Source organism: Amycolatopsis sp. cmx-4-83, assembly GCF_046548815.1.
Lineage (GTDB): Bacteria > Actinomycetota > Actinomycetes > Mycobacteriales > Pseudonocardiaceae > Amycolatopsis > Amycolatopsis pretoriensis_A.
In genome coordinates, this window is sequence record NZ_JAEBEF010000001.1 from 79702 (window position 1) to 100897 (window position 21196).

At 70.3% G+C, this 21196-nt stretch carries 22 protein-coding genes and 1 tRNA gene; 14 read left to right on the forward strand and 9 right to left on the reverse strand.

Features of this window, described 5'->3' with window-relative positions:
* The first annotated feature begins 22 nt into the window (after window positions 1-22).
* From ACLJQM_RS00385 to ACLJQM_RS00400, 4 genes are all read left to right on the forward strand, one after another.
* Window positions 23-787, forward strand: coding sequence for an ESX secretion-associated protein EspG (locus ACLJQM_RS00385; RefSeq protein ID WP_410630267.1), 765 nt, complete (start codon window positions 23-25; stop codon window positions 785-787).
* A gap of 129 nt (window positions 788-916) precedes the next feature.
* The gene (locus tag ACLJQM_RS00390; RefSeq protein ID WP_410629576.1) at window positions 917-1363 is read left to right on the forward strand and encodes a hypothetical protein; all 447 of its coding nucleotides are present in this window, start codon (window positions 917-919) and stop codon (window positions 1361-1363) included.
* Between the two features lie 6 nt (window positions 1364-1369).
* Window positions 1370-1942, forward strand: coding sequence for a DUF3558 domain-containing protein (locus ACLJQM_RS00395; RefSeq protein WP_410629578.1), 573 nt, complete (start codon window positions 1370-1372; stop codon window positions 1940-1942).
* Window positions 1943-2013: 71 nt separating this feature from the next.
* A complete protein-coding gene (locus ACLJQM_RS00400; protein ID WP_410629580.1) occupies window positions 2014-3459 on the forward strand; it encodes a hypothetical protein in 1446 nt (481 codons plus the stop codon).
* Window positions 3460-3511: 52 nt separating this feature from the next.
* Here ACLJQM_RS00400 and ACLJQM_RS00405 read toward each other — a convergent pair whose 3' ends face one another.
* From ACLJQM_RS00405 to ACLJQM_RS00415, 3 genes are read right to left on the reverse strand one after another with little or no spacing between them, the layout of a single operon-like run.
* On the reverse strand, window positions 3512-4420 hold the full coding sequence (locus ACLJQM_RS00405; protein ID WP_247025404.1) for a glycosyltransferase: 909 nt from the start codon (window positions 4418-4420) through the stop codon (window positions 3512-3514).
* On the reverse strand, window positions 4420-5235 hold the full coding sequence (locus ACLJQM_RS00410) for an ABC transporter ATP-binding protein (protein ID WP_410629582.1): 816 nt from the start codon (window positions 5233-5235) through the stop codon (window positions 4420-4422). Before ACLJQM_RS00410 ends, ACLJQM_RS00405 begins: the two co-directional genes overlap by 1 nt.
* 3 nt (window positions 5236-5238) lie before the next feature.
* Complete coding sequence (locus ACLJQM_RS00415; protein ID WP_247015831.1) at window positions 5239-6189, reverse strand: ABC transporter permease; 951 nt, start codon at window positions 6187-6189, stop codon at window positions 5239-5241.
* Window positions 6190-6333: 144 nt separating this feature from the next.
* Between ACLJQM_RS00415 and ACLJQM_RS00420 the strand changes: the two genes are divergently transcribed.
* The 4 genes from ACLJQM_RS00420 to pseI are packed head-to-tail and all read left to right on the forward strand — an operon-like array spanning window position 6334 to window position 8959.
* A complete protein-coding gene (locus ACLJQM_RS00420; RefSeq protein WP_247025402.1) occupies window positions 6334-6960 on the forward strand; it encodes a glycosyltransferase family 29 protein in 627 nt (208 codons plus the stop codon).
* Window positions 6961-6994: 34 nt separating this feature from the next.
* The gene (locus ACLJQM_RS00425; RefSeq protein ID WP_247015829.1) at window positions 6995-7429 is read left to right on the forward strand and encodes a hypothetical protein; all 435 of its coding nucleotides are present in this window, start codon (window positions 6995-6997) and stop codon (window positions 7427-7429) included.
* Window position 7430: 1 nt separating this feature from the next.
* Complete coding sequence (locus ACLJQM_RS00430) at window positions 7431-7883, forward strand: GNAT family N-acetyltransferase (protein ID WP_410629584.1); 453 nt, start codon at window positions 7431-7433, stop codon at window positions 7881-7883.
* 26 nt (window positions 7884-7909) lie between these two features.
* Window positions 7910-8959, forward strand: coding sequence for a pseudaminic acid synthase (gene pseI, locus ACLJQM_RS00435; protein ID WP_410629586.1), 1050 nt, complete (start codon window positions 7910-7912; stop codon window positions 8957-8959).
* Here the strand turns inward: pseI and pseC are convergent.
* Both pseC and pseB read right to left on the reverse strand, forming a co-directional pair.
* Window positions 8956-10086 (reverse strand): UDP-4-amino-4,6-dideoxy-N-acetyl-beta-L-altrosamine transaminase, encoded by a 1131-nt coding sequence (gene pseC, locus ACLJQM_RS00440; RefSeq protein ID WP_410629588.1) that lies wholly within the window; start codon window positions 10084-10086, stop codon window positions 8956-8958. The genes pseI and pseC overlap by 4 nt on opposite strands.
* Complete coding sequence (gene pseB / locus ACLJQM_RS00445) at window positions 10079-11062, reverse strand: UDP-N-acetylglucosamine 4,6-dehydratase (inverting) (RefSeq protein WP_247015821.1); 984 nt, start codon at window positions 11060-11062, stop codon at window positions 10079-10081. Before pseB ends, pseC begins: the two co-directional genes overlap by 8 nt.
* Window positions 11063-11103: 41 nt before the next feature.
* Between pseB and ACLJQM_RS00450 the strand changes: the two genes are divergently transcribed.
* From ACLJQM_RS00450 to ACLJQM_RS00460, 3 genes are read left to right on the forward strand one after another with little or no spacing between them, the layout of a single operon-like run.
* Window positions 11104-11850: a cytidylyltransferase domain-containing protein gene (locus ACLJQM_RS00450; protein WP_410629591.1), complete on the forward strand. Its 747-nt coding sequence runs from the start codon at window positions 11104-11106 to the stop codon at window positions 11848-11850.
* The gene (locus ACLJQM_RS00455) at window positions 11847-12824 is read left to right on the forward strand and encodes a spore coat protein (protein ID WP_360774891.1); all 978 of its coding nucleotides are present in this window, start codon (window positions 11847-11849) and stop codon (window positions 12822-12824) included. Before ACLJQM_RS00450 ends, ACLJQM_RS00455 begins: the two co-directional genes overlap by 4 nt.
* A 3-nt stretch (window positions 12825-12827) precedes the next feature.
* On the forward strand, window positions 12828-13967 hold the full coding sequence (locus ACLJQM_RS00460; protein WP_410629593.1) for an epoxide hydrolase family protein: 1140 nt from the start codon (window positions 12828-12830) through the stop codon (window positions 13965-13967).
* A gap of 541 nt (window positions 13968-14508) precedes the next feature.
* Here ACLJQM_RS00460 and ACLJQM_RS00465 read toward each other — a convergent pair.
* Entirely contained in the window at window positions 14509-15066 is a 558-nt protein-coding gene (locus tag ACLJQM_RS00465; RefSeq protein WP_410629595.1) for a bacterial proteasome activator family protein, read from the reverse strand.
* A 134-nt stretch (window positions 15067-15200) separates the two neighbouring features.
* Between ACLJQM_RS00465 and ACLJQM_RS00470 the strand changes: the two genes are divergently transcribed.
* Complete coding sequence (locus tag ACLJQM_RS00470; protein WP_247015811.1) at window positions 15201-16400, forward strand: cysteine desulfurase-like protein; 1200 nt, start codon at window positions 15201-15203, stop codon at window positions 16398-16400.
* 52 nt (window positions 16401-16452) lie between these two features.
* On the opposite strand, the gene ACLJQM_RS00475 is transcribed toward ACLJQM_RS00470, so the two are convergent.
* A complete protein-coding gene (locus ACLJQM_RS00475; protein WP_410629597.1) occupies window positions 16453-17427 on the reverse strand; it encodes an NAD(P)H-quinone oxidoreductase in 975 nt (324 codons plus the stop codon).
* Between the two features lie 82 nt (window positions 17428-17509).
* Between ACLJQM_RS00475 and ACLJQM_RS00480 the strand changes: the two genes are divergently transcribed.
* Window positions 17510-19051, forward strand: a complete 1542-nt coding sequence (locus tag ACLJQM_RS00480; RefSeq protein WP_410629599.1) for a M28 family metallopeptidase — start codon at window positions 17510-17512, stop codon at window positions 19049-19051.
* A gap of 49 nt (window positions 19052-19100) precedes the next feature.
* On the opposite strand, the gene ACLJQM_RS00485 is transcribed toward ACLJQM_RS00480, so the two are convergent.
* Complete coding sequence (locus ACLJQM_RS00485) at window positions 19101-20039, reverse strand: neutral zinc metallopeptidase (RefSeq protein WP_247015805.1); 939 nt, start codon at window positions 20037-20039, stop codon at window positions 19101-19103.
* Window positions 20040-20547: 508 nt separating this feature from the next.
* Here ACLJQM_RS00485 and ACLJQM_RS00490 point away from each other — a divergent pair.
* Entirely contained in the window at window positions 20548-21021 is a 474-nt protein-coding gene (locus ACLJQM_RS00490; RefSeq protein ID WP_247015803.1) for a MarR family winged helix-turn-helix transcriptional regulator, read from the forward strand.
* A 35-nt stretch (window positions 21022-21056) separates the two neighbouring features.
* On the opposite strand, the gene ACLJQM_RS00495 is transcribed toward ACLJQM_RS00490, so the two are convergent.
* Window positions 21057-21143 (reverse strand) — tRNA-Ser (locus ACLJQM_RS00495).
* Window positions 21144-21196: the final 53 nt, after the last annotated feature.

The following is a 21196-nucleotide window of genomic DNA, read 5'->3' on the forward strand; positions in this document are numbered from 1 at the left end:
AACCCTCGGGGGGATGGAAGCGATGCCGCACTCGTTCTCGCTGTCGCTGGCAGCGGTGGACATCCTGCTCGAACAGCTCGGGCTGGGCCGCGCGCCGACGCCGTTCGAGGTGCCGTACGTCGGCACGACCGTCGAGCAGCGCGCGATGATCCGCGACGCCGTCGTCCGCGACCTGACCGGCCGCGGGCTGTGGAGCCGCGGCCGCCTCGACCCGGACGCCGAGCTGGCCCTGACGACGTTCGTCCGCGGCACCGTGACCATCACCGCGGCCGCCGAGCTGGGCGACCGCCAGCTGTTCGCGAAGGTCGCCTCCGACGGCCAGTTCGCGGTGCTCGCGAAGCAGGAGGAGAACCTCATCGTCTTCGAGGAGGTCCGCCCGACCGGCATCGTCCCGGCGATCGTCGACCTCCTCCCGCTCACCCCGGCCGCCCCCGGCCAGTCGGTGACCATTTCGAGGCCGGCCCAGCAGCCCCGCACCCAGCGTCGCGACGAGGCGTACGACCCGTTCGCGGGCGTCAGCGCCCCCCGCGCCCACAGCGGCGGCAGCGGCCCCCAGGTCCGCATGATCGAGCGCGTCTTCCAGGAACCGAAGAAGCGGGTCGGCCAGTTCACGGCCCAGACCCGCGGCGGCACGTACCCACCCCTGGCCTGGTTCGACACCCCGGCGGGCCGCTGGCTGATGTCGTCGAGGACAGCAGCGGACGGCCAGCGCTGGCTCACGTACGCCCCGGCCGACAACGCCCGCCTGGCCCAGCAGCTGTACGCCCAGCTCGAAGGGCAGTTCTGAGCTTCGGGAACCACTGGGTCGGCCGGCGCGTCCGAGAGGAAGATCGGTGAAGCACGGTTGCGCTGGGTGCCCGGCTAGTAGACTTCCGGGTGCACACGCACGGGCGAAGCGAATTCGGGGTGGACTGCGATGCAGATAGCTGACGGCGGAGGCAGTGCCTTCCTTTCGGACCTCCTCAACCCCTTCTCCTCGGGCGCCATGAGCGCCGCGGTGCAGGCGGCTACGGCCGAGACGCAGAAGCTGCTGGCCGCGGCCGGCAGCGGCGGTTTCAAGATCTCGCCCGAGGGCGTCAAGCCGATCAAAGACGCGCTGAAAGACCTGATCAACGACCTCAACGCCAAGAGCGAATCCATCTACCTGCTCAACCAGTCGCCCCAGCTGGGGAATCACCCGTACGGGCACACCGTCGCGGCGCACGACCACAAGGGTGCGGCGCAGGCCGAGGAATCCGCGAGCACGGCAATCGAAGAGCTCAAGAAGGTGGCCCAGCAGGCGAGCGAAGCGCTCGACCTCGCCGTCGCCAAGTACAACGAGTCCGAGAACTCCGCTTTCGACGCACTGAAGCCCAAGCACTAGGGAATGATGAAACTCCTCGCCCGGGTCACCCTGCCCCTCGCCGCCGGTGCCTTGCTGCTGGCCGGTTGCACGACTGTCCAGCCGGGAACCGCTTCGCCGGCCGGTTCGGAGTCTGCCGCGCCGTCGAGCGAGAACTCGAGCTCGGCCGCCCCGGGTGGTGCTTCCACCGATTCCCTGCAACCGTGCACCTTGCTCACCGCGGCTGATGTCAGCGGCTACGCCTCGTCTTTCGAGCCCGCCACCGAAAAGAAGCTCGGGGGTGCCCGGGTCTGCAGCTACCAGCACAAGATCACCGATCCGAGCGAAGAGGGCATGATTCTCAGCGTCGCCATCCGCGACACCGCTCCGCTCGCCTCGGTCAACGACACGGGCAACGGGGTGCAGGACCTCCAGGTGAACGGCCGCGCGGCGAAGGAGGCGTCGAGCGACGCGCCGCTGGGCTGCACCGTCGCCCTCGGGGTGGGCGACAACGCGCGGGTCGACGTGAACGCGACCGCCCTCAACACCGTCGAAAAGGCCTGCCAGATCGCCAAAGACCTGGCCGAAAAGACCGTCGAGCCGAAACTGCCCAAGGCGTAAGGGGAGTTCAGATGACGACAACAGGAAAGTTCCCGCGGACTCCCGATCTGCCGGTGGCAAAAATCGAGGCCATGCCACCGCAGGAGCGCCACGAGTACCTCATGCACAAGGTGAATGAGGAGGGCTACGGCCCCGGCAGTGGGTTGTTCGGCTACATCCAGAGATTCTTCGCGCAGATCGACGCGGAGAACCAGGAAAAGCAGATCAGCCAAAAGAACATCAAGGCCGCCACCGACGGCCGCAAGGTCGAATACGTCCAGGGGCTGCACGCGCCGAACGCGGACTACAAGGGCAGCAAGCACGAGCTGCTCAAGGAGTACCTGGAGAGCAACCTCGACGTCGAGCAGGTCTCCGGCGTTTCGACCGCCTACCACGAGGTCCACCAGGTCTTCGACAAGTTCGCCCAGTCGATGAACACCGCCGTCAACGCCTCCAAGGGCACCTGGGAAGGCGCCGCGGCCGAGAACGCGCAGCAGTACTTCACCAGCCTTGCCAAGTGGTCCGATGCCAACTCGCAGAACGCGAAGCTCGCCTCGGAGACCATCTACGACCAGGGGCAGGCCGCGTCGACGGCGAAGAACTCCATGCCGGCGCCCATTCCGTTCAGCTGGAAGGACGAGTTCGGCTCCTGGGCGACCTCGAACCCCTTCAACCTGGCCGACAACGTCGACAAGTCGATCCAGAAGCAGAAGGACAGCCAGGCGGCGCACGACCAGGCCGCCGGGGTCATGGCGACCTACGACAAGAACCTCTACGAGGCCGCGTCGAAGCAGCCCGCCTTCGCGCCTCCGCCCAGCTTCAGCACCGGTGGGGGCAGCGACGACCCCAACGGGACCGGGGACAAGAACGGCATCAACACCCCGTCGGGCGTGAACACGCCGGGTGGGCACTCGGTGAACATGCCGGGTGGCGGCACCAACAACTTCACCACCGGCAACATCCCCGGCACCACCGGCAACATCCCCGGCACCACCGGGACGCCGCAGTTCTCCGGGCCCGGCTCGACCACCGGCGCCGGGCTGCTGCCGGCCGGTACGACCACGCCGTCGGGCTTCACGCCCGGTTCGGTCCCCGGCGGGTCGACGGGGAACCCGAACCAGCAGTTCGGGGGCATGCCGCCGATGAGCCCGATGCCGATGGGCGGCGGGATGAACTTCGGCGGGGACGAGGCCTACAACTCCAAGGTCGGCGGCGGTGGCGGCCGCGGGGCCGGTGGGTTCGGGCCCGGTGGCTCGGGGGCCGGCAGCGCGACCGGCGCGGGTGCCGCCTCGGGGGCCGCGCGGCCCGGTGGGATCGGGGCGGCCGAAGCCGCTGCCGGACGCGGCATGGGCGGGCTCGGCTCGGGTGGCGCGGCCGGTCGTGGCGGGATGGGCGCCGGCGGTGCCATGGGCCGTGGCCAGAAGGGCGAGGGTGACGAGGACACCGAGCACTCGCGCCCGACGTACCTGGTCGAGGGTGACCCCGACGAGGTCTTCGGCACCGACCTGCGTACCGCGCCGCCCGTCATCGGCGAATAGAGACGCACGAAAAAGGGCCCCCGCGAGGGGGCCCTTTTTCGTCGGATAGAACTCAGTAGCGGAAGAACTTCTCCGCGCGGCCCTGGCGGACCAGCTTCAGCCACTGCAGGAACGCCTTCGGGTCCCGCTTCACGCCCACGAAGTACAGTCCGAACCGGACGATCTCCAGCGCGCCGATCTTGCGCATCCCCGGCTGGGACAACAGGTACCCGCGGTTGCGGTAGGTGTAGTACCGCTTGACCTCGTTCTCCGGGTCCTGCGCGTGGAACTTGCCGCCCAGCATCGGCTTGAACTCGTCCGAGCCGTCCGGGTGCAGGTACTTCGTCTTCAGCGACGTGCCGAACGGCAGCCCCGAGCGGGCCAGCCGCCGGTGCAGCTCGACCTCGTCGCCGCGGAAGAACAGGCGCAGGTCCGGCACGCCGACGACGTCCAAAGTGGACGCCCGGAAGAGCGCGCCGTTCATCAGGGAAGCAATGCCGGGCAGGAAGTCCACGCCCAGCTCGGACTGCGACCGCTTCCACGTCAGGCCGCGGCGCAGCGGGAACGCGAGCTTGTCCGGGGCGTCGATGTTGGACACCACCGGCGAAATCTCGGCCAGCCCGCGCTTTTCCGCTTCCTCCAGCAGGATCGCGAGCACGTTCTCGTCGGCCGGGCGCCCGTCGTCGTCGGCCAGCCAGACCCACTCCGCGCCCAGCGAAAGCGCGTGCAGCATGCCCAGCGCGAACCCGCCGGCGCCGCCGAGGTTGCGGTGCGACGGCAGGTACGTGCTCGGCAGCGGGTAGTTCTCGACGACTTCGCGGGCCGAGTCGTCCGGCCCGTTGTCGACCACCACGAGGTGGTCGACCGGCCGCGTCTGGGCCGCGATGACCTTCAGCGAGTCCGCGAGCAGCTCGCGCCGGTGCCGCGTGACGACCACGCCGACGACCGCGCCGTCGGGCAGCTGCCGGGTCTCGCTGACCATCATTCGCCGCCGTTCGTCGTCGCCACCGGCTCGATGCCGAGGCGCTGCAGCGTTTCCTTGCTCATGTCCGCGAACGGGTCGCGGCCCTTGTACCCGGTGAGGACGTCGCGCAGCGAGCCCTGCTGCTTGAGGTGACCTTCGTCCATCCAGATCGCCGAGTCGCACAGCTCGAACAGGAACTCGTCGGAGTGGCTGGCGAACACCAGGATGCCCGAGCGCTTCACGAGGTCCTTGAGGCGGTCGCGCGCCTTGTTGAGGAACGCCGCGTCGACCGCGCCGATGCCCTCGTCGAGGATCAGGATCTCCGGGTCGATCGACGTGACGACGCCCAGTGCGAGCCGCACGCGCATGCCCGTGGAGTACGTCCGCAGCGGCATCTGGAGGTAGTCGCCGAGTTCGGTGAACTCCGCGATGTCGTCGACCCGCTTCTCCATCTCCTTGGCGGTCATGCCGAGGAAGAGGCCGCGGATGATGATGTTCTCGACGCCGGAGATCTCCGGGTCCATGCCGATGCCGAGGTCGAAGACCGGTGCGATCTTGCCCTTGATCCGCGACGAGCCGCGGGTCGGCTCGTAGATCCCGGCGAGCAGCCGCAGCAGCGTGGACTTGCCGGCGCCGTTGTGCCCGACCAGCCCGACGCGGTCGCCTTCCCGCAGGTTGAGTGTCACGTCGTGCAGGGCTTCGATGATCGGGACCTTGGTGTCGGTGCCGATCTTGCCGCCGACCTTGCCGAGGACCTGCTTCTTCATCGACCGCGTCTTCGCATCGAAGATCGGGAAGTCGACGTACGCGTTGTGAACGTCAATGGAAACCATGTGTCACACCCAATAGGAGACGCGGGCACGGTAATTGCGCATCGCGACGAGCGCGAGCGCCCACCCGACGACGGTGATGGCACCGACCACGATCCAGTTCTCCACGGAGAACTCCTGGCCCAGCAACGGCGCGCGGACCACCTGCATGAAGTGGTAGAGCGGGTTCGCCTTCACGATCGGCAGGATCCACGAAACGCCTTCCCGGGATCCGCCGCTCATCAGCTGGTCCACCGGCCAGACGATCGGCGTGCCGTAGAACAGCAGCTGGATCAGCGAGTTGATCACCTGCGGGATGTCGCGGAAGCGGGTCGAGATGATGCCGAACAGCAGGGTCACCCAGGCGGCGTTGACCGCCAGGAGCAGGAAACCGGGGATGGCCAGCAGGATGTTCCAGCTGAGGCCGGGGTGACAGATGTGGTCGGGGATGCACAGGCCGTTGCCCAGCAGCGAGTACTGCTTGCTGAGGGCGCCGAAGAAGATCACCAGTACGACCACGTAGACGATCATGTTGTGGGCCAGCATCAGCGTCTGCCGCCACACCGTGCGCAGCATGTAGACGCTCAGCGGTGCCGGGAGCTGCTTGATCAGCCCCTCGTTCGTGATGAACGTTTCCATGCCCTCGGACAGGCAGCCGCTGATGAAGCCCCAGATGATGAAGCCGGTGGAGATGTAGGGCAGGAACACCTCGACGGGCAGCTTGAACAGCTGCGAGTAGAGCAGCCCGAGCCCGAGCGCGAGGACCGCCTGGCTGATCGTGATCCAGAAGGGCCCGATCACCGACCGGCGGTACCGCTGCTTGATGTCCTGCCAGCCGAGGTGACCCCACAGCTCGCGGGCGGAGAAACCGGCCTTGATGTCGGCGAAGGCGCGCGCGAACGTCTTGCTGTCCGACGTCGGGGGCACCGGCGTCGCTACGGATGAGTTCGCGGCCTGAACCGTGCTGGTGGCATGCACGTGGACGAGGGTACCGATGGGATGAGCGGCGTCCGGCCCACCCCGCCGCTGTGGTAGAGCCGAGTGGCCGATACGCGGGGGCCGGTGACCTTTGTGCTGGTACTTTCTCGGCTTATGACTGCTGCTCTCGGCGCGGCGAGCCTGATGGTCAACCTGCTCGCGGCGTACGCCGACCGGCCCGACCCGCGTTCGGTGGCCGTCGTCGGCAACCAGCCGCTCCCGCCCGACCCCCAGCGTGCGAAGGCGATCGACGCGTGCGACCTGGTCATCCGGGTCAACGGCTTCGTCGTCGACAAGCCCGGTGAGGAGGTCGTCGGCTCCCGGACGCACGTCGTGGTGTTCAACCGGGCGATCCGGGCCACCCCGTACGTCTTCCAGGACTACCGCAGGCGCCTCTACCTGCTGGTGGAGCCCGGGCGCATGCACTGGGAGCCGGAGGACCTGCCGGGCTGGTGGCCCGCCGACCTCGGCGCGGTCCCGGTGTCGAACCGCGAGGTCGTGCTGCCGCTGTCGGACGCGCTGGGCCTGCCGACGCGCGACGAGCCGACGTGGTCGACCACCGGCACGCTCGCGGCGTGGATCGCGCGGACGTCGTTCCCGACCGCGCAGCTCGTGCTCACCGGGTTCTCGTTCATCGACAACCCGGACCAGACCTCGTGGGAGCACGCCGCCGGCGACTCCTGCATCGTCGGGCCGGAGCACCAGATCGCCGCCGAAGGGCGGCTGCTGGACTCCTGGACCAAGACCGGCGACACCACCCTCCTGCGCTGAACGCGCGTCCCCACCTCCACGTAAGGACCCACCCATGGCTGTGCAGAAACTGGGCAGAGGCTTCGTCGACCGGATCGCCCGGCTGATCGACTTCCGCGTCGACGAACGCACCCGCGCGCTCGCCGACCGCGTCAACAACCTCGAGCACGCGACCGCCGACCACCGGCGCCGGCTCGACAGCGCCGAGCACAACCTGGAGCAGGCCCGTGGTGACCTGCGCTGGGCCCGTGCCGAGCTCGACCGCCTGATCCCGCACGTGGCCGCGCAGGAGGGCCGCCTGGAGACGCTCCGCGAGTCGATTTCGCTCGTGCCCACCGGCGACGCGCCCCAGGTCGCCGAGGCCCGCACGCTGATCGAGGAGATCCAGCGCCAGCACGCCCAGATCCGCGTCCGGCTGGCCGGCATCTCGCGCTACGAGGACCGGCTGCGCCGCCTCGAGGACCGGGTCGAAGAGCCCGTCGCCCAGTAGCTTGCACGCCCGGGAAGCCACCGAAGCGGACGCCGAGCTGCTGCTGGGCTGGCGCAACGACCCGCGCACACGGCGGTCGTCGCGCTCGACGGCCGTGGTGGCCCTGGCCGAGCACCTCGCGTGGCTGCGCGGGGTGCTCGCCGACCCGGCGCGGCTGCTGCTCGTCGTCGAGCACGAAGAGGCGCCGGTCGGCACCGTCCGGTTCGACCGGCGCGACGGCGACGGCTGGGAGGTCAGCATCACGCTCGCCCCCGAGAGCCGCGGCCGGGGCTTGTCCGGGGTCGTGCTCGCCGAGGGCGAGCGGGCCGCCCGCGACCGCCTCGGCGTCCGGACCGTGTTCGCCGCCGTCCACCAGGACAACGCGGCTTCGGGGAAGCTCTTCGAACGCGCCGGGTACGCCGAAGCCGCGCCTGCCGTCAGCGGCTTCCGGCAGCTGCGCAAGACTCTGAGCTGACCCGCAGTCCACCCCGGGGAGGCACCATGCACGACATCCGGTTCGGCGCGCACACGATCGGCCCCGGCCACGCGCCGTTCGTCATCGCCGAGATGTCCGGCAACCACAACGGCGACCTGGACCGCGCGCTGTCGATCATCGACGCCATCGCCGAGACCGGCGCGCAGGCGGTCAAGCTGCAGACCTACCGCCCCGACACGATCACCATCGACGTCGACACCCCGGCGTTCCGGATCGGGGACTCGCACTCCCTGTGGGGCGGGGAAAACCTGTACAAACTGTACGAAAAGGCCCACACGCCGTGGGAGTGGCACGCGCCGCTGTTCGAACGCGCCCGCGCCCGTGGCCTGGAAATCTTCTCCAGCCCCTTCGACCCGACGGCGGTCGAGCTGCTGGAGTCCCTGGACGCGCCGGCGTACAAGATCGCGTCGTCGGAGATCGTGGACCTGCCGCTGATCGAGCTGTGCGCGCGCACCGGGAAGCCGCTGGTCATCTCGACCGGGATGGCGAACGTCGCCGAAATCGACGCCGCCGTGCGCACCGCGCGAGAGGCCGGCAACGACCAGCTGATCGTGCTCGGCTGCACGGCGAGCTACCCGGCGTCCCCGCGGGAGAGCAACCTGCGCGGGCTGCCGCTGCTGGCGGGCCTCACGCAGACGCTGGTGGGGCTGTCGGACCACACGCCGGGCATCGGGGCGCCGGTCGCTGCCGTCGCGCTCGGCGCGGTCGCCATCGAGAAGCACGTCACGCTGGCGCGGGCCGACGGCGGCGTCGACTCGGAGTTCTCGCTGGAGCCGGCGGAGCTGGCCGCGCTGGTGACCGAGACGCACCGGGCGTGGGAAGCCCTCGGCGAGCCCGTCCTGGGCCCGCGGGAGAGCGAGAAAGAGGGGCTGCGGCTGCGCCGGTCCCTCTACGTCGTCGAGGACGTCCGCGCCGGGGACGAGGTCACCGCGGCGAACGTCCGGTCGATCCGGCCCGCGGGCGGCCTGGCCCCGGCCGAGATCACCAAGGTCGTGGGGCGCACCTTCCGCGTCGACGCCGCGAAGGGCACGCCCCTGACCTGGGACCTGCTCTAGAAGAACGCGCGCACGGCGTCGACGACGCGGTCGACGTCGGCGTCCGTCAGCGCCGGGAACAGCGGCAGCGAGAGCTCCTGCTCGTAGTACGCCTCGGCGTTCGGGCAGAGGCCCCGCCGGTAGCCGAGGTCCTCGAACACGGGGTGCCAGTACGCCGGGATGTAGTTCACCTGGACGCCGATGCCGGCGCCGCGCAGGTGCTCGAACAGCGCCTTCCGGCGGCCTTCGAGGACCCGCAGCGGGTACAGGTGCCACACCGGGTCGGCGCCGGGGCGGCTCGGCGGCGTCGCCACGCCGTCGACGTCGGCCAGGGCCGCGGAGTACCGGGCGTGGATCTCGGCGCGGCGCTTCTTGAACTCCGCGAGCCGGGTGAGCTGGCTGGACCCGAGCGCGCAGAGGACGTCCGGCAGGCGGTAGTTCAGCCCGAACTCGTGGACTTCCTGGTGCCAGCCGCCCTCGTCCGGGTAGCGCTGCTCGGCGCGGTCGCGGACCAGGCCGTGGTTGCGGAACTTCCGCGCCCGGTCCAGCAGCGCCGCGTCGGTCGTGACGACGGCGCCGCCTTCGGCCGTGGTGAGGTTCTTGGTCGGGAAGAACGAGAACGTCGTCAGGTCGGCGATCGAGCCCACCGGACGGCCCTGCCAGGCCCCGCCGACCGAGTGCGCCGCGTCTTCCAGGAGCAGCGCGCCCGCGTCGTGGGCGAGTGCGCCGAGCGCGTCCAGCTCGGCCGGGTGGCCGGCGTAGTCGACGGCGGCGACGACCTTCGTGCGCTCGGTCACCGCGGCTCGCGCTGCCTCGACGTCGAGGTTCCCGGTGTCCGGTTCGACGTCGGCGAAGACCACCTTCGCGCCGTGCAGCGCGGCCGTCGCGGCGGTCGCGACGAACGTCATCGGGCTCGTGACGACCTCGTCGCCCGGCTTGATCGCGGCGGCCGCGTAGGCCACGTGCAGGGCCGCGGTCCCCGACGTCACGGCGACCGCGGGCGCCCCGCCGGTGTGCGCCGCGAGGTCGTTCTCGAACTGCTGGACCGCGGGCCCGGTGGTCAGCCAGTCGCCGCGCAGGACGTCGACGACGGCTTGGATGTCCTCGTCGCTGATGGACTGGCGGCCGTAGGGTAGGAAATCAGCCATGCTGTTCGACCAGGTCGCGCAGCTCTTCGGGGTTCAGCCAGAGGTCGTTGGTGTCCGAGCGGTAGGCGAAGCCCTCCGGCATCGGCGTCCCGCCTTCCGGCTCCTGGTAGCCCCAGCCCGCGAGGTGCGGCTGCACGACGTAGCGGTCCTCGAGCTTGACCGTCCGGCGCGCGTCGTCGGGGGCGATCATCTCCTCGTGCAGCTTCTCGCCCGGGCGGATGCCGACCTCGTGCATCTCGCTGCCCGGCGCGATCGCCTGGGCCAGGTCGACCAGCCGCATGCTCGGGATCCGCGGCACGTACAGCTCGCCGCCGTGCATCTGGTCGAAGGAGTCGACGACGAACCGCACGGCCTGGGGGAGCGTGATCCAGAAGCGGGTCATCTCCTTGTGCGTGATCGGCAGCGACTCGCCCTTTTCGGCCAGCTTCCGGAAGAACGGGATGACGCTGCCGCGCGAGCCCATCACGTTGCCGTAGCGGACCACGGAGAAGCGCGTCACGTGCGCGGCCGCGTAGTGGTTGCCGCTGATGAACATCCGGTCGGCGCACAGCTTCGTGGCGCCGTAGAGGTTGATCGGGCTGGACGCCTTGTCGGTCGAGAGCGCGACGACCTTCTTGACGCCGGTGTCGATCGCGGCCTCGATCACGTTCTGCGAGCCCACGACGTTGGTCTGGACGAATTCGAACGGGTTGTACTCACCGGTGTCGACCTGCTTGAGCGCGGCGGCGTGCACGACGTAGTCGACGCCGTGCATGGCGCGCTCGAGCCGGCGGCGGTCGCGGATGTCGCCGATGAACCAGCGCAGCCGCGGGTCGTCGTCGAACAACTGCCGGGCCTCGTACTGCTTCAGCTCGTCGCGGGAGAGCACGACCAGCCGGCTCGGGTTCAGTTCGGCGAGGGCGTGCGCGATGAACGCCTTGCCGAAGGAACCGGTCCCGCCGGTGAGCAGGATGCTGGAGCCATCCAGCTCGGACATCGTTGACCTCCGCGTTTCGGTGACTGTGGCCGTCGGCCATCATGTCACCCATGCGTGAAGCGCCCGTGGTCAACGCCGTCATCCAGGCCCGGTCGAGCTCGACCCGGCTGCCCGGCAAGGTGCTGCGCCCGCTGGCCGGCCGCAGCGTGCTGGGCTGGGTCGTCCGGGCCGCGGCGGCCGCTCCCGGCGTCGACCAGGTGGTGGTCGCGACCTCCTCGGACGCCTCCGACGACGACGTCGCCGCCGAGGCCGCCCGCTGCGGAGCTCTTGTCGTGCGTGGCCCGCTCGACGACGTCCTCGAGCGGTTCGCCGTCGCGCTGCGCGAGCACTCTGCGGACGCCGTGATCAGGCTCACCGCGGACTGCCCGCTGCTGGACCCGGCGCTGATCGGCCAGCTCGCGACCCTGTGGCGCGCCCAGCCGTCGCTCGACTACGTCAGCACGACGCTGGTCCGGACGCTGCCTCGCGGTTTCGACGCCGAGCTGGTGCGGGCGTCCGTGCTCCTGGAGCAGGTCGCTACCGCTTCCGGCGCGGACCGCGAACACGTGACTTCGGGCATCTACTCGCGGCCGACGCGGTATTCGTGCGCCGGGGTCGTGGTGAGCCCGGCCGCCGACGACCTGCGCGTGACGCTCGACACCGCCGAGGACTGGGAGCTGCTGTCCGCTTTGGTGGCGTCGCTGGGTGACGGCGTCGGGGACTGGCGGGCGGTGGTCGCGCTGCTGCGTTCGCGGCCGGACCTGGTGGCGCTGAACGCGCACGTCGAGCAGAAGAAGGTCGGTTCGTGAGGCTGCTGCTGCGCGCGGACGCGTCGGCGTCGATCGGCGCCGGCCACATCGCACGGATGGTCGCCTACGCCGAGCGGGCGGTGGCGCGGGGCTTTTCGGTCGCCTTCGCGGGCCGGGCCGACAACGCCGAATGGCTCGCCTCGCGCTTCGACGAGCTGGGCGTCCCGCGGGTGGCGTTCGACGCGACCGGGTTCGACGCGGTCGTCGTCGACCACTACGGCCTCGGCGACGTGCGGCCCGAGGTCAACGCGGCCGGCGCCCTGCTGGTGTCGATCGAGGACGACGTCTTCGGCCGCCGTCCCGCCGACATCGTCGTGGACTCGAGCTTCGCGCCTTCGCCCCGGCCCGACGACGGCTCGGACGTCCTGCTGCGCGGCATCGAGTACGCGCCGCTCCGGGACGTCGTGCGGGAGACGCGCCGGGCGCCTTCCGGGCCGCCGCTGCACGTCACGGTGGTCCTGGGCGGCGGCGCGGAGTGGTCCGCGACGGTCGGGTTGCTGCTTCGCGCGCTTCGCGATACCGAGCTGCCGTTCGTGGCGGACGCCTTGGTGCGCGGAGAGCCTTCGCTGCCTTCGCTGCTCCCCGGGCAGTCGATCCGGGTGTCCCCGCCGAGCCCGGCGCTGCTGGACATCCTGGCGACGACCGACGTCGCGGTGAGCGCGTCCGGGGTGACGTTCGTGGAGCTGTGCTGCCTCGGCGTCCCGACGGCGGCGGTCCGGCTGGTGGACAACCAGGAGCCGGGCTACCGGGCGGCGCTCGAACTGGGCCTGGCGGCCGGGCTCGGCCCGGCGGAGTCCCTCGCTTCGCGCCTGCCCGCGGTGACGGAGGTGGTGCGCTCGCTGCTTTCGGACGACTCGCTCCGCCGCTCGCTGTCGGCCACGGCGTCGTCCACAGTGGACGGCCTCGGCGTGGATCGGGTGCTGGATTCGGTGGAATCGCGGACCGGTTCTGTCCGCGGTGCTTCCTACCGTTGAGGCATGACGATCACCCCGTTCCGCATCGACGTCCCCCAGGCCGCCCTCGACGACCTCCGCAACCGCCTGGCGAACACCCGCTGGCCCGACCAGCCCGCCGACACCGGCTGGCGGCTCGGGGCGCCGGTGGACTACGTGCGCGAGCTGGCGGAGTACTGGCGGACGGGCTTCGACTGGCGGGCGCAGGAGGCGCGACTGAACGCGTTCCCGCAGTTCACGACGACGATCGACGGGACGAACGTGCACTTCCTGCACGTGGTGTCCCCGGAGCCGTCGGCGACGCCGGTGCTGCTGACGCACGGCTGGCCGGGCTCGATCGTGGAGTTCCTGGACGTGATCGGGCCGCTGACGGACCCGCGCGCGTACGGCGGCGACCCGGTGGACGCGCTGACGGTGGTGGTCCCGTCGATCCCGGGCTACGGCTTCTCGGGCCCGACCCCGACCCCGGACTGGGGCCCGGACCGCGTGGCGAGGGCGTTCGCTTCGCTGATGACGTCCCTGGGTTACGAGCGCTTCGCCGCCCACGGCGGCGACTGGGGCGCGATCATCTCGCGCGAGCTGGCGGTCCAGTTCCCTTCGCGCCTGCTGGGCATCCACGTGACGATGCTGGCGTCGGCGGTGGTCCGGACTCCGGCCGATCTGGAGGGCCTGGCGGATCAGGCGCTGGGGCGGCGTTCGCTGGAGAAGGGCCAGGCGTTCTCGATGTCGGGCACGGGCTACGCGATGATCCAGGCGACGAAGCCGCAGACCCTGGCGTACGGCCTGCACGACTCCCCGGCGGGCCAGCTGGCGTGGATCGCGGAGAAGTTCCGCTCCTTTTCGAACACGACGGCGGACTTGATCGACCGCGACGACCTGCTGGCTGATGTGTCGATTTATTGGTTCACGGAGACGGCGAACTCGTCGGCCCGGCTGTACGCGGCTTTGACGGGCGGCTGGGGAGCCCCGCCGCCGGCGAACACGGTCCCGACGGCGGTGGCGGTGTTCCCGGACGACATCGGGCTGCCGATCCGGGAACTGGCGGAGCGAACGGACAAGATCGTCCGCTGGACGGAGTTCCCGAGTGGGGGGCACTTCGCGGCGTTGGAGGAACCGGACGCGCTGATCGGCGACTTGCGGACGTTCTTGCGCTCACTGCGCTGACTCCGGGCCCCGCTGCCGCCGGCTGTGCGGGTCGCGAATGACCCATTCGCGGCTTCGCGCCTGCCGCCCGGCCTCGGCCCCGCGCGGGTCGCCCGCGGGGATCGCCGCATTCGGGCGCGACCTCTTCATGGCCGGCTTGATGAAGTGAACGACTCGTTCAGCTCGTCCGACGACCTGAACGAGTCGTTCACGCGATCCGAACCCCGCAGCTGCCGGTGACGACCACCGCGAATGACTCATTCGCGGCCCCGGACGTTCCCGAATGACCCATTGGCGACGTCGTCTGCGCTGTCCGCCCTCGGCCCCGCCCGAGCTCCCGCACGGGTCTGCCCGCATTCGGGTGCAGCGGCCACGACTGCGGTCCTCGATCAGCCCCGCGGCTGCTGGCCGCCCCAGGAACCCACGACCGAGCCCCCGCCCTCCCCAGGGGGGCGTGCCCATGTCCAGTCTATCGGCGCCCCGGACAAAACCGGCCCTGAGCGAGTTGTCCACAGGGGTTGTCCACAGGCCCTCCGGTCTGTGGACAACCCCGCGACAAACCTCAGAGGTACTGACCGGTCCCCGAGATCCCCGGCCCATGACCCTCGTGCCCCGGCCCGCCCGCAGCCGAAGGGCCGGCCGGCAACCCGCGCCGCATCTGCTCCAGTTGTACCCGGGCCGCCATCTGCTGGGCGAACAGCGCGGTCTGTATCCCGCTGAACAGCCCCTCGAGCCACCCCACCAGCTGCGCCTGCGCGATCCGCAGCTCGGCGTCCGAAGGCGTCTGGTCGTCCGTGAACGGCCGCACCAACCGCTCCAGCTCGTCCTGGAGCTCCGGCGCCAGCGACGCCGCCAGTTCCTTCACCGACGTCTCGTGGATCTCGCGCACCCGGTTGCGGGACGCGTCGTCCAGCGGGGCCACGCGGACCTCTTCGAGGAGCTGCTTGATCATCGTGCCGATCCGCATCACCTTCGCCGGCTCTTCGATGAGCTCGCCCACGGCCTCGGCGTGCTCCGCGCCTTCCAGCGGTGAGCCGTCCGAGCCCACGACCACCACGTGGGGTGAAGATTCCTGGTCAGCGTCACCGGCTGTGAAGTTCGGCTCGGTCATGTGCTCCATCCTGGCTTGCGTTCGACACGCTCCGCGACACCCGCGGGGTGTCCGTCTCCGAGCGTAGCCGCTCCGGGGGTTCGCGGTGGCTCTCCACCCAACCCCGGGCGCACGGCGAAACCGCACGTCCGTACGGTGTCCCCATGGCGTTCGACGTCGCTCGTATCCGTGGGCTCTTTCCCGCGCTGGGTGACGGCTGGATTCACTTCGACGGCGCCGCCGGAATGCTGGTACCGGAACAGGTCGCTTCGGCGGTTTCCACGGCGATGCGCGCCCCGGTGTCGGGGCCGGGCGGAGCGTTTCCGGCCTCACAACGCGCGGAAAGCATCGTGACCGCGGCCCGCCGGGCCGTGGCCGACCTGGTCGGGGCCGACCCGGCCGCCGTCGTGCTCGGACCCAGCGCACCGGTGATGCTGCGCCGGCTCTGCGACTCGCTCGCCGAGCGCTGGACGATCGGCGACGAAGTCGTCGTGTCGAGGCTCGACGAACAAGCCAACCTCGCGCCGTGGCAGCGCGCCGCGAAGCGCGTCGGCGCCGTGGTGCGCTGGGGCGAGATCGACATCGAGACGTGCGAACTCCCCGCGTGGCAGTACGAGCAGCTCGTGTCGGCGCGCACCAAGGCCGTCGCGGTCACGCTCGCGTCCGGGTCCGTCGGGACGCGGCCGGACGTGCCGACGATCATCGAGTTCGCCAAGCGGGTCGGCGCGCTCGTCGTCGTCGACGCCACCTACGCCGCACCGTTCCTGCCGCTGGACATCAACGCGCTCGGCGCCGACGTCATGGTCGTCTCCGCGCAGGCGTGGGGCGGCCCGTCGGTGGGCGCGCTCGTCTTCCGCGACCCCGAACTGATCGAGCGGATCGCGTCCGTCTCGCTCGACCCGACGGCGCGCGGCGCCGCCCGGCTCGAGCTCGGCCCGCATGCGTACCCGCTGCTGGCCGGGCTGATCGCGTCGATCGACTACCTCGCCGGCCTCGACGACGCCGCGTCCGGCTCGCGCCGCGAACGGCTGGTCACCTCGCTCGGCTCCGCGAAGTCGTACCACGCCGGGCTGCTCGCCCAGCTGTCCACGGAACTGCTTTCGCTGCGGCACATCATGGTCATCGGCAACGCCATGCGCCGCATCCCCGCGCTCGCCTTCGCCGTCGCCGGCAAGAAGGCGCCCGAGGTCGCCGAGTACCTGGCCTCGCAGGGGTTGTGCGCCTTCGCCGACGACGGCGCGGCCGGTGTCTTCGCGTCACTCGGCGTCGGGGAAGTGGGCGGCGCCGTGCGGATCGGGCTCGCCCACTACTCCAACGTCTTCGAGATCAACCAGCTCGTGCGCGTGCTGGAAGAACTCCGCTAGCTCCGCCTTCCTCCCCGCCACCACCCTCAACGGAGGCGCTTCGCGCCGCTGGTCATTTTGCCGCCAGCAGGATCTTCCCGAACACGCTGCCCTCTTCCAGTGCGCGGTGCGCGGACGCGGCTTCGGCCATCGGCACGACCTGGCCGACGATCGGCTTCACCGCACCCTCGGAAACCAGCGGCCACAGCCGTTCACGGACGTCGGCGACGATCGCCGCCTTCTGGTCCAGCGGGCGGAACCGCAGGCCGGCCGCGAACACCGAAGCCCGCTTGCCGAGCAGCGTGCCGACGTTCAGCTCGCCCTTGACCCCGCCCTGCATGCCGATGACCACCAGGCGGCCGTCGGCGGCCAGCGCGTCGACGTTGCGCTTGAGGTAGGACGCGCCCATGTTGTCGAGGATGACGTCCGCGCCGCCGGTCTCCTTGTGGAGCACCTCGACGAAGTCGTCTTCCTTGTAGTTGATCGTGATGTCGGCGCCGAGCTGGCGGCAGCGCTCGAGCCGCTCGGCCGAACCCGCGGTGACGGCGACGGTCGCGCCCAGCGCCTTGCCGACCTGGATGGCGTGCGTGCCGATGCCGCCGGCGCCGCCGTGGACCAGGAACGTCTCGCCCTCGCGGAGCTTCGCGTGCATGACGACGTTCGCCCACACCGTGCAGGCCACCTCGGGCAACGCGGCCGCGGTGAGCAGGTCGATCTCGCCCGGCACCGGCAGCAGCTGCCCCGCCGGGACGACGGCCTTCTCCGCGTAACCGCCTCCGGAGAGCAGAGCGCAGACCTCGTCGCCGACGTTCCAGCCGGTCACGCCTTCGCCGAGTTCCGCGATCGTGCCCGAGCACTCGAGGCCGAGGGTTTCGCTCGCGCCGGGCGGCGGCGGGTAGTGGCCCTGGCGCTGCAGCAGGTCGGCGCGGTTCACCGCGCTCGCGGCCACGTCCAGCAGCACCTCGCCGGGGCCGGGACGCGGGTCCGCGACCTCCGCCCACTCGAGAACGTCCGGGTCACCTGGTTCACGGATGGTGATCGCGTACATGTGTCGACTGTATACCGGCCGCCGAACTTCCCGCCGAATGACGCATTGACGTACTACTCATTCGGAACAAAGGTGAGCAACCATGTCACTCTTCCGAAAGAGATTCGTCCCGCCGATGGCCCTGGCCGCCGGCGCGACACTGGTGCTCGGCCTCACCCCGGCCGCCGCCGCGAACACGGTCCCCGAAGGTCCCGCTCTCGCCAAGCAGCTCGTCAAGAAGGTCGACGTCAACGGTGTCAACCGGCACCTGATCGCCCTTCAGCGGATCGCCGACACCAACGGCGGCACGCGGGCGGCGAGCACCGACGGCCACAAGAAGTCCGCCGAGTACATCGCCACCAAGCTCGAGGCGGCCGGCTTCCAGGTGACCCGCCAGGAGTTCCCGTTCACCTACTCGGAAACCCTGGCCGAGAAGCTGACCGCGGGTGGCCAGGACGTCTCGGTCATCGCGATGGAGTACACCGTCTCGACGCCCGTCGGCGGCATCACCGCGCCGCTCGCCGTGATCTCGGTCGACGACACCAGCGGCTGCGAGGCCACCGACTACCCCGCCGACGTCGCGGGCAAGATCGCGCTGATCAAGCGCGGCGGCTGCTCGTTCGCGCAGAAGCAGCAGACCGCCGCCGCGGCGGGCGCGATCGGCGCCATCGTCTACAACAACACCGACGGCGCCCTGAACGGGACGCTCGGTGGCCCGGAGAACGCGAAGATCCCGACCGGGGGCGTCACGGCCGCCGCGGGCGCGCAGCTGACGACGCTCGCCGGGCAGCCGGTGACCCTGGAGCTGCGCACCTTCCAGGAGGCGCGGACCAGCTACAACGTCATCGCCGAGACCAAGACCGGCCGCAAGGACAACGTCGTGATGCTGGGGTCGCACCTCGACAGCGTCCCGGCCGGCCCGGGCATCAACGACAACGGCAGCGGCTCGGCGGCCCTGCTCGAGACCGCGCTGCAGCTGGGGAGCAGCCCGAAGGTCAGCAACGGCGTGCGCTTCGGCTTCTGGAGCGCGGAGGAGTTCGGCCTGATCGGCTCGACCTACTACGTCGACCAGCTGACGTTCGAGCAGCAGCTGGACATCGCGCTGTACCTGAACTTCGACATGATCGGCTCGCCGAACGCCGGCTACTTCGCCTACGACGGTGACAACTCCGACGGCGTCGGCGCGGGTGCCGGCCCGTACGGCTCGGCGCAGATCGAGAAGACCTTCGTCGACTTCATGCAGGCCGCGCGGGGCGTGTCCCTCGAGGGCACCGACTTCACCGGCCGCTCGGACTACGGCGAGTTCATCGCCGTCGGCATCCCGGCCGGCGGCCTGGACACCGGCGCCGAGGTGCTGAAGACCCCGGCGCAGGCGGCGAAGTGGGGCGGCACGGCCGGCATCGCGTTCGACCCGTGCTACCACCAGGCGTGCGACAACCTGGGCAACATCGACCGGGTCGCGCTGGACCGCAACGCGGACGGCCTCGCCTGGGCCCTCGGCGTCTACGCGACGAGCACCGAGAGCATCAACGGCGTGCAGCCGGGCAAGAGCAAGACGGCCAAGCAGAAGGCCGCCGACCGCGGTGCGCAGCGGAACTTCTCCGCCCGCGCCGTCGCCGGCGACCCGCACGCGCTGACCGCGTAAGACACGACGAAGGGGCCGTCCCAGCGCGGGACGGCCCCTTCGTCGTGTCTTAGCCCAGGTTGTTGGTGCCGAACGTGTCGCAGCGGGCGGGCTCGCCGGTCTGGAAGCCGGTGGTGAACCACTTCTTGCGCTGCGCCGACGTGCCGTGGGTGAACTTCGAGCGGTCGACCTGGCCGCCGCCGAGCTTCTCCTGGATGTAGTCGTCGCCGATGCGGGACGCGGTGTCCAGCGCGGAGGCGACGTCGTCCTGGGTGACGTCGGTGATCAGCGGCTTGCCGCTCTCGGTCGGCGTCGTCGAGGCGTGGTTGGCCCAGACGCCGGCGTAGCAGTCGGCCTGCAGCTCGAGCCGCACCGAACCGGACGTCGGGCCGGTGCCGGTGCCCTTCTTCGACGTCCCGAGCAGGTTCTGCACGTGGTGGCCGTACTCGTGGGCCAGCACGTACGCCTCGGTGAAGAGGCCGCCCTGCGCGCCGAAGCGCGTCTTGAGCTCGTCGAAGAACGACAGGTCGATGTAGACGTCGGAGTCGGCCGGGCAGTAGAACGGGCCGGTGTCGGAGGTGGCGCTGCCGCAGCCGGTGCGCACGCCGCCGTTGAAGAACTTGGTGGGCGCCTTCTGGTAGGTCGAGCCGGAACGCGCGAACTGCTGCGTCCAGTAGTCCTGGACGGAGTTGACGATCGCGACGATGGCGCAATCGTGGTTCTTGTTCGCGTCCGCGCCCGTCTTGCACTCGCTGGACAGCTTCGTGTTGTCGACCTGCTGGCCGGACCCGACGCTGCCGAGCCCGCCGCTCAAGCCGCTCCCGCTGCCGCCGCCGAGGCTGACCCCGCCGAGCTGGGAGAGCACGAAGTAGATGATCAGGCCCACCACGCCGAGCCCGCCACCGCCCAGTGCCACCCGGCCGCCGATCCCGCCGCCGCCACCACCGCCGCTACCGCGCAGGTCCTGGACTTCGGAAGCGTCCAAGCCGGCGTCGTCGTCGAACCTCACCCGCAGATATTAACGAGCCCGGGCGCGGTCGTCGCGCTGACGGCCGCACCCGGGCGTTGTACCGAGATTTCTGTTCGTCGAGCGGTTGGCCGCATCCGGGCCGGCGTTCAGGCGCTGCCGTCACGACTTCCGAGGCCGTGACCGGAAACAGGCCCGATCGACGCCGAATGCTGAACGCACCGTAGAAGCCCGCGCTCGTGCTGCTCGCAATCGCGACCGGCCCGGTGGAACTCCGTTCCGATCGCGGGGACGCAACAAGCGGTCAACCGCGAGGATCACCCGTCACGCAACCACCTGACCTCTCCTGGCGGGGCACCGGGCCGGCACGTCGCCGTCGCCGTGCCGCATACCTGGCCAACCGTCCGCCGACAAGCAGAATGCGCCTTTCCGGGCCGAGTCTCAACCTTTTCGTAACCCCACCTTCGGGCGATGTTTCAGTGGTGTGTTCACCGGCCGACGGATCGGACTCGGACCGCGCGGTCGCTTGATCAGCGTTCTACGCTGCCTTATGACCGAGGAGCGACCTGTGCGGTGGTTGGACGATGCCGAGATGGCGGCGTGGCGCTCCTACATCGTCGCGACACTGCGGTTGCGGCAGCGCCTGCACCGCGAACTGACCGAGCGCCACGAGGTGTCGTTGACCGACTACGAGGTGCTCGTCTGCCTCGAAACCCAGGCCGGGCACCGGATGCGCATGTCCGAACTGGCGTCGGTGATGGGGTCGACGAAGAGCAGGCTCTCCCACCAGGTCGGCCGGCTCGAGGACATCGGCCTGGTCCGCCGGGCCCGCGACCCCGAGGACAAGCGCGGTGTCATCACGGAGCTGACCGAGGACGGCATGGCCCTGCTGAAGACGGCCGCGCCGACGCACGTGGAAGGCGTCCGCGAGCACTTGATCGACCTGCTGAGCCCGCACGAGCAAGCGACGATCGCGGGGGCGTTCGAGCGCGTGCTGGAGCACCTCTCGGAAACCGAAAGCTGAACCCGGGCGCGGCCGGCGCCCGGGTTCGCTCAGTGCGGTAGCGGTGGGATTCGAACCCACGGAGAGGTTGCCCCCTCGCATGTTTTCAAGACATGTTCCTTCGGCCGCTCGGACACGCTACCCCTGCCCACGAGGGTAGCCGACGGAGTCACCCGGCCCGCCGGGGCAACCGCGC

Bases quoted from the DNA above. Each gene is read 5' to 3' on its own strand.
- pseB (WP_247015821.1), bottom strand. From the start codon at position 11,062: ATGTCCGAGCTGGATGGCTCCAGCATCCTGCTCACCGGCGGGACCGGT.
- ACLJQM_RS00470 (WP_247015811.1), top strand. From the start codon at position 15,201: ATGGCGTTCGACGTCGCTCGTATCCGTGGGCTCTTTCCCGCGCTGGGT.
- ACLJQM_RS00450 (WP_410629591.1), top strand. From the start codon at position 11,104: ATGTCACCCATGCGTGAAGCGCCCGTGGTCAACGCCGTCATCCAGGCC.
- pseI (WP_410629586.1), top strand. From the start codon at position 7,910: ATGCACGACATCCGGTTCGGCGCGCACACGATCGGCCCCGGCCACGCG.
- pseC (WP_410629588.1), bottom strand. From the start codon at position 10,086: ATGGCTGATTTCCTACCCTACGGCCGCCAGTCCATCAGCGACGAGGAC.
- ACLJQM_RS00385 (WP_410630267.1), top strand. From the start codon at position 23: ATGCCGCACTCGTTCTCGCTGTCGCTGGCAGCGGTGGACATCCTGCTC.
- ACLJQM_RS00480 (WP_410629599.1), top strand. From the start codon at position 17,510: ATGTCACTCTTCCGAAAGAGATTCGTCCCGCCGATGGCCCTGGCCGCC.
- ACLJQM_RS00490 (WP_247015803.1), top strand. From the start codon at position 20,548: ATGACCGAGGAGCGACCTGTGCGGTGGTTGGACGATGCCGAGATGGCG.
- ACLJQM_RS00425 (WP_247015829.1), top strand. From the start codon at position 6,995: ATGGCTGTGCAGAAACTGGGCAGAGGCTTCGTCGACCGGATCGCCCGG.
- ACLJQM_RS00400 (WP_410629580.1), top strand. From the start codon at position 2,014: ATGCCACCGCAGGAGCGCCACGAGTACCTCATGCACAAGGTGAATGAG.
- ACLJQM_RS00475 (WP_410629597.1), bottom strand. From the start codon at position 17,427: ATGTACGCGATCACCATCCGTGAACCAGGTGACCCGGACGTTCTCGAG.
- ACLJQM_RS00460 (WP_410629593.1), top strand. From the start codon at position 12,828: ATGACGATCACCCCGTTCCGCATCGACGTCCCCCAGGCCGCCCTCGAC.
- ACLJQM_RS00395 (WP_410629578.1), top strand. From the start codon at position 1,370: ATGAAACTCCTCGCCCGGGTCACCCTGCCCCTCGCCGCCGGTGCCTTG.
- ACLJQM_RS00390 (WP_410629576.1), top strand. From the start codon at position 917: ATGCAGATAGCTGACGGCGGAGGCAGTGCCTTCCTTTCGGACCTCCTC.
- ACLJQM_RS00405 (WP_247025404.1), bottom strand. From the start codon at position 4,420: ATGGTCAGCGAGACCCGGCAGCTGCCCGACGGCGCGGTCGTCGGCGTG.
- ACLJQM_RS00410 (WP_410629582.1), bottom strand. From the start codon at position 5,235: ATGGTTTCCATTGACGTTCACAACGCGTACGTCGACTTCCCGATCTTC.
- ACLJQM_RS00465 (WP_410629595.1), bottom strand. From the start codon at position 15,066: ATGGAGCACATGACCGAGCCGAACTTCACAGCCGGTGACGCTGACCAG.
- ACLJQM_RS00420 (WP_247025402.1), top strand. From the start codon at position 6,334: ATGGTCAACCTGCTCGCGGCGTACGCCGACCGGCCCGACCCGCGTTCG.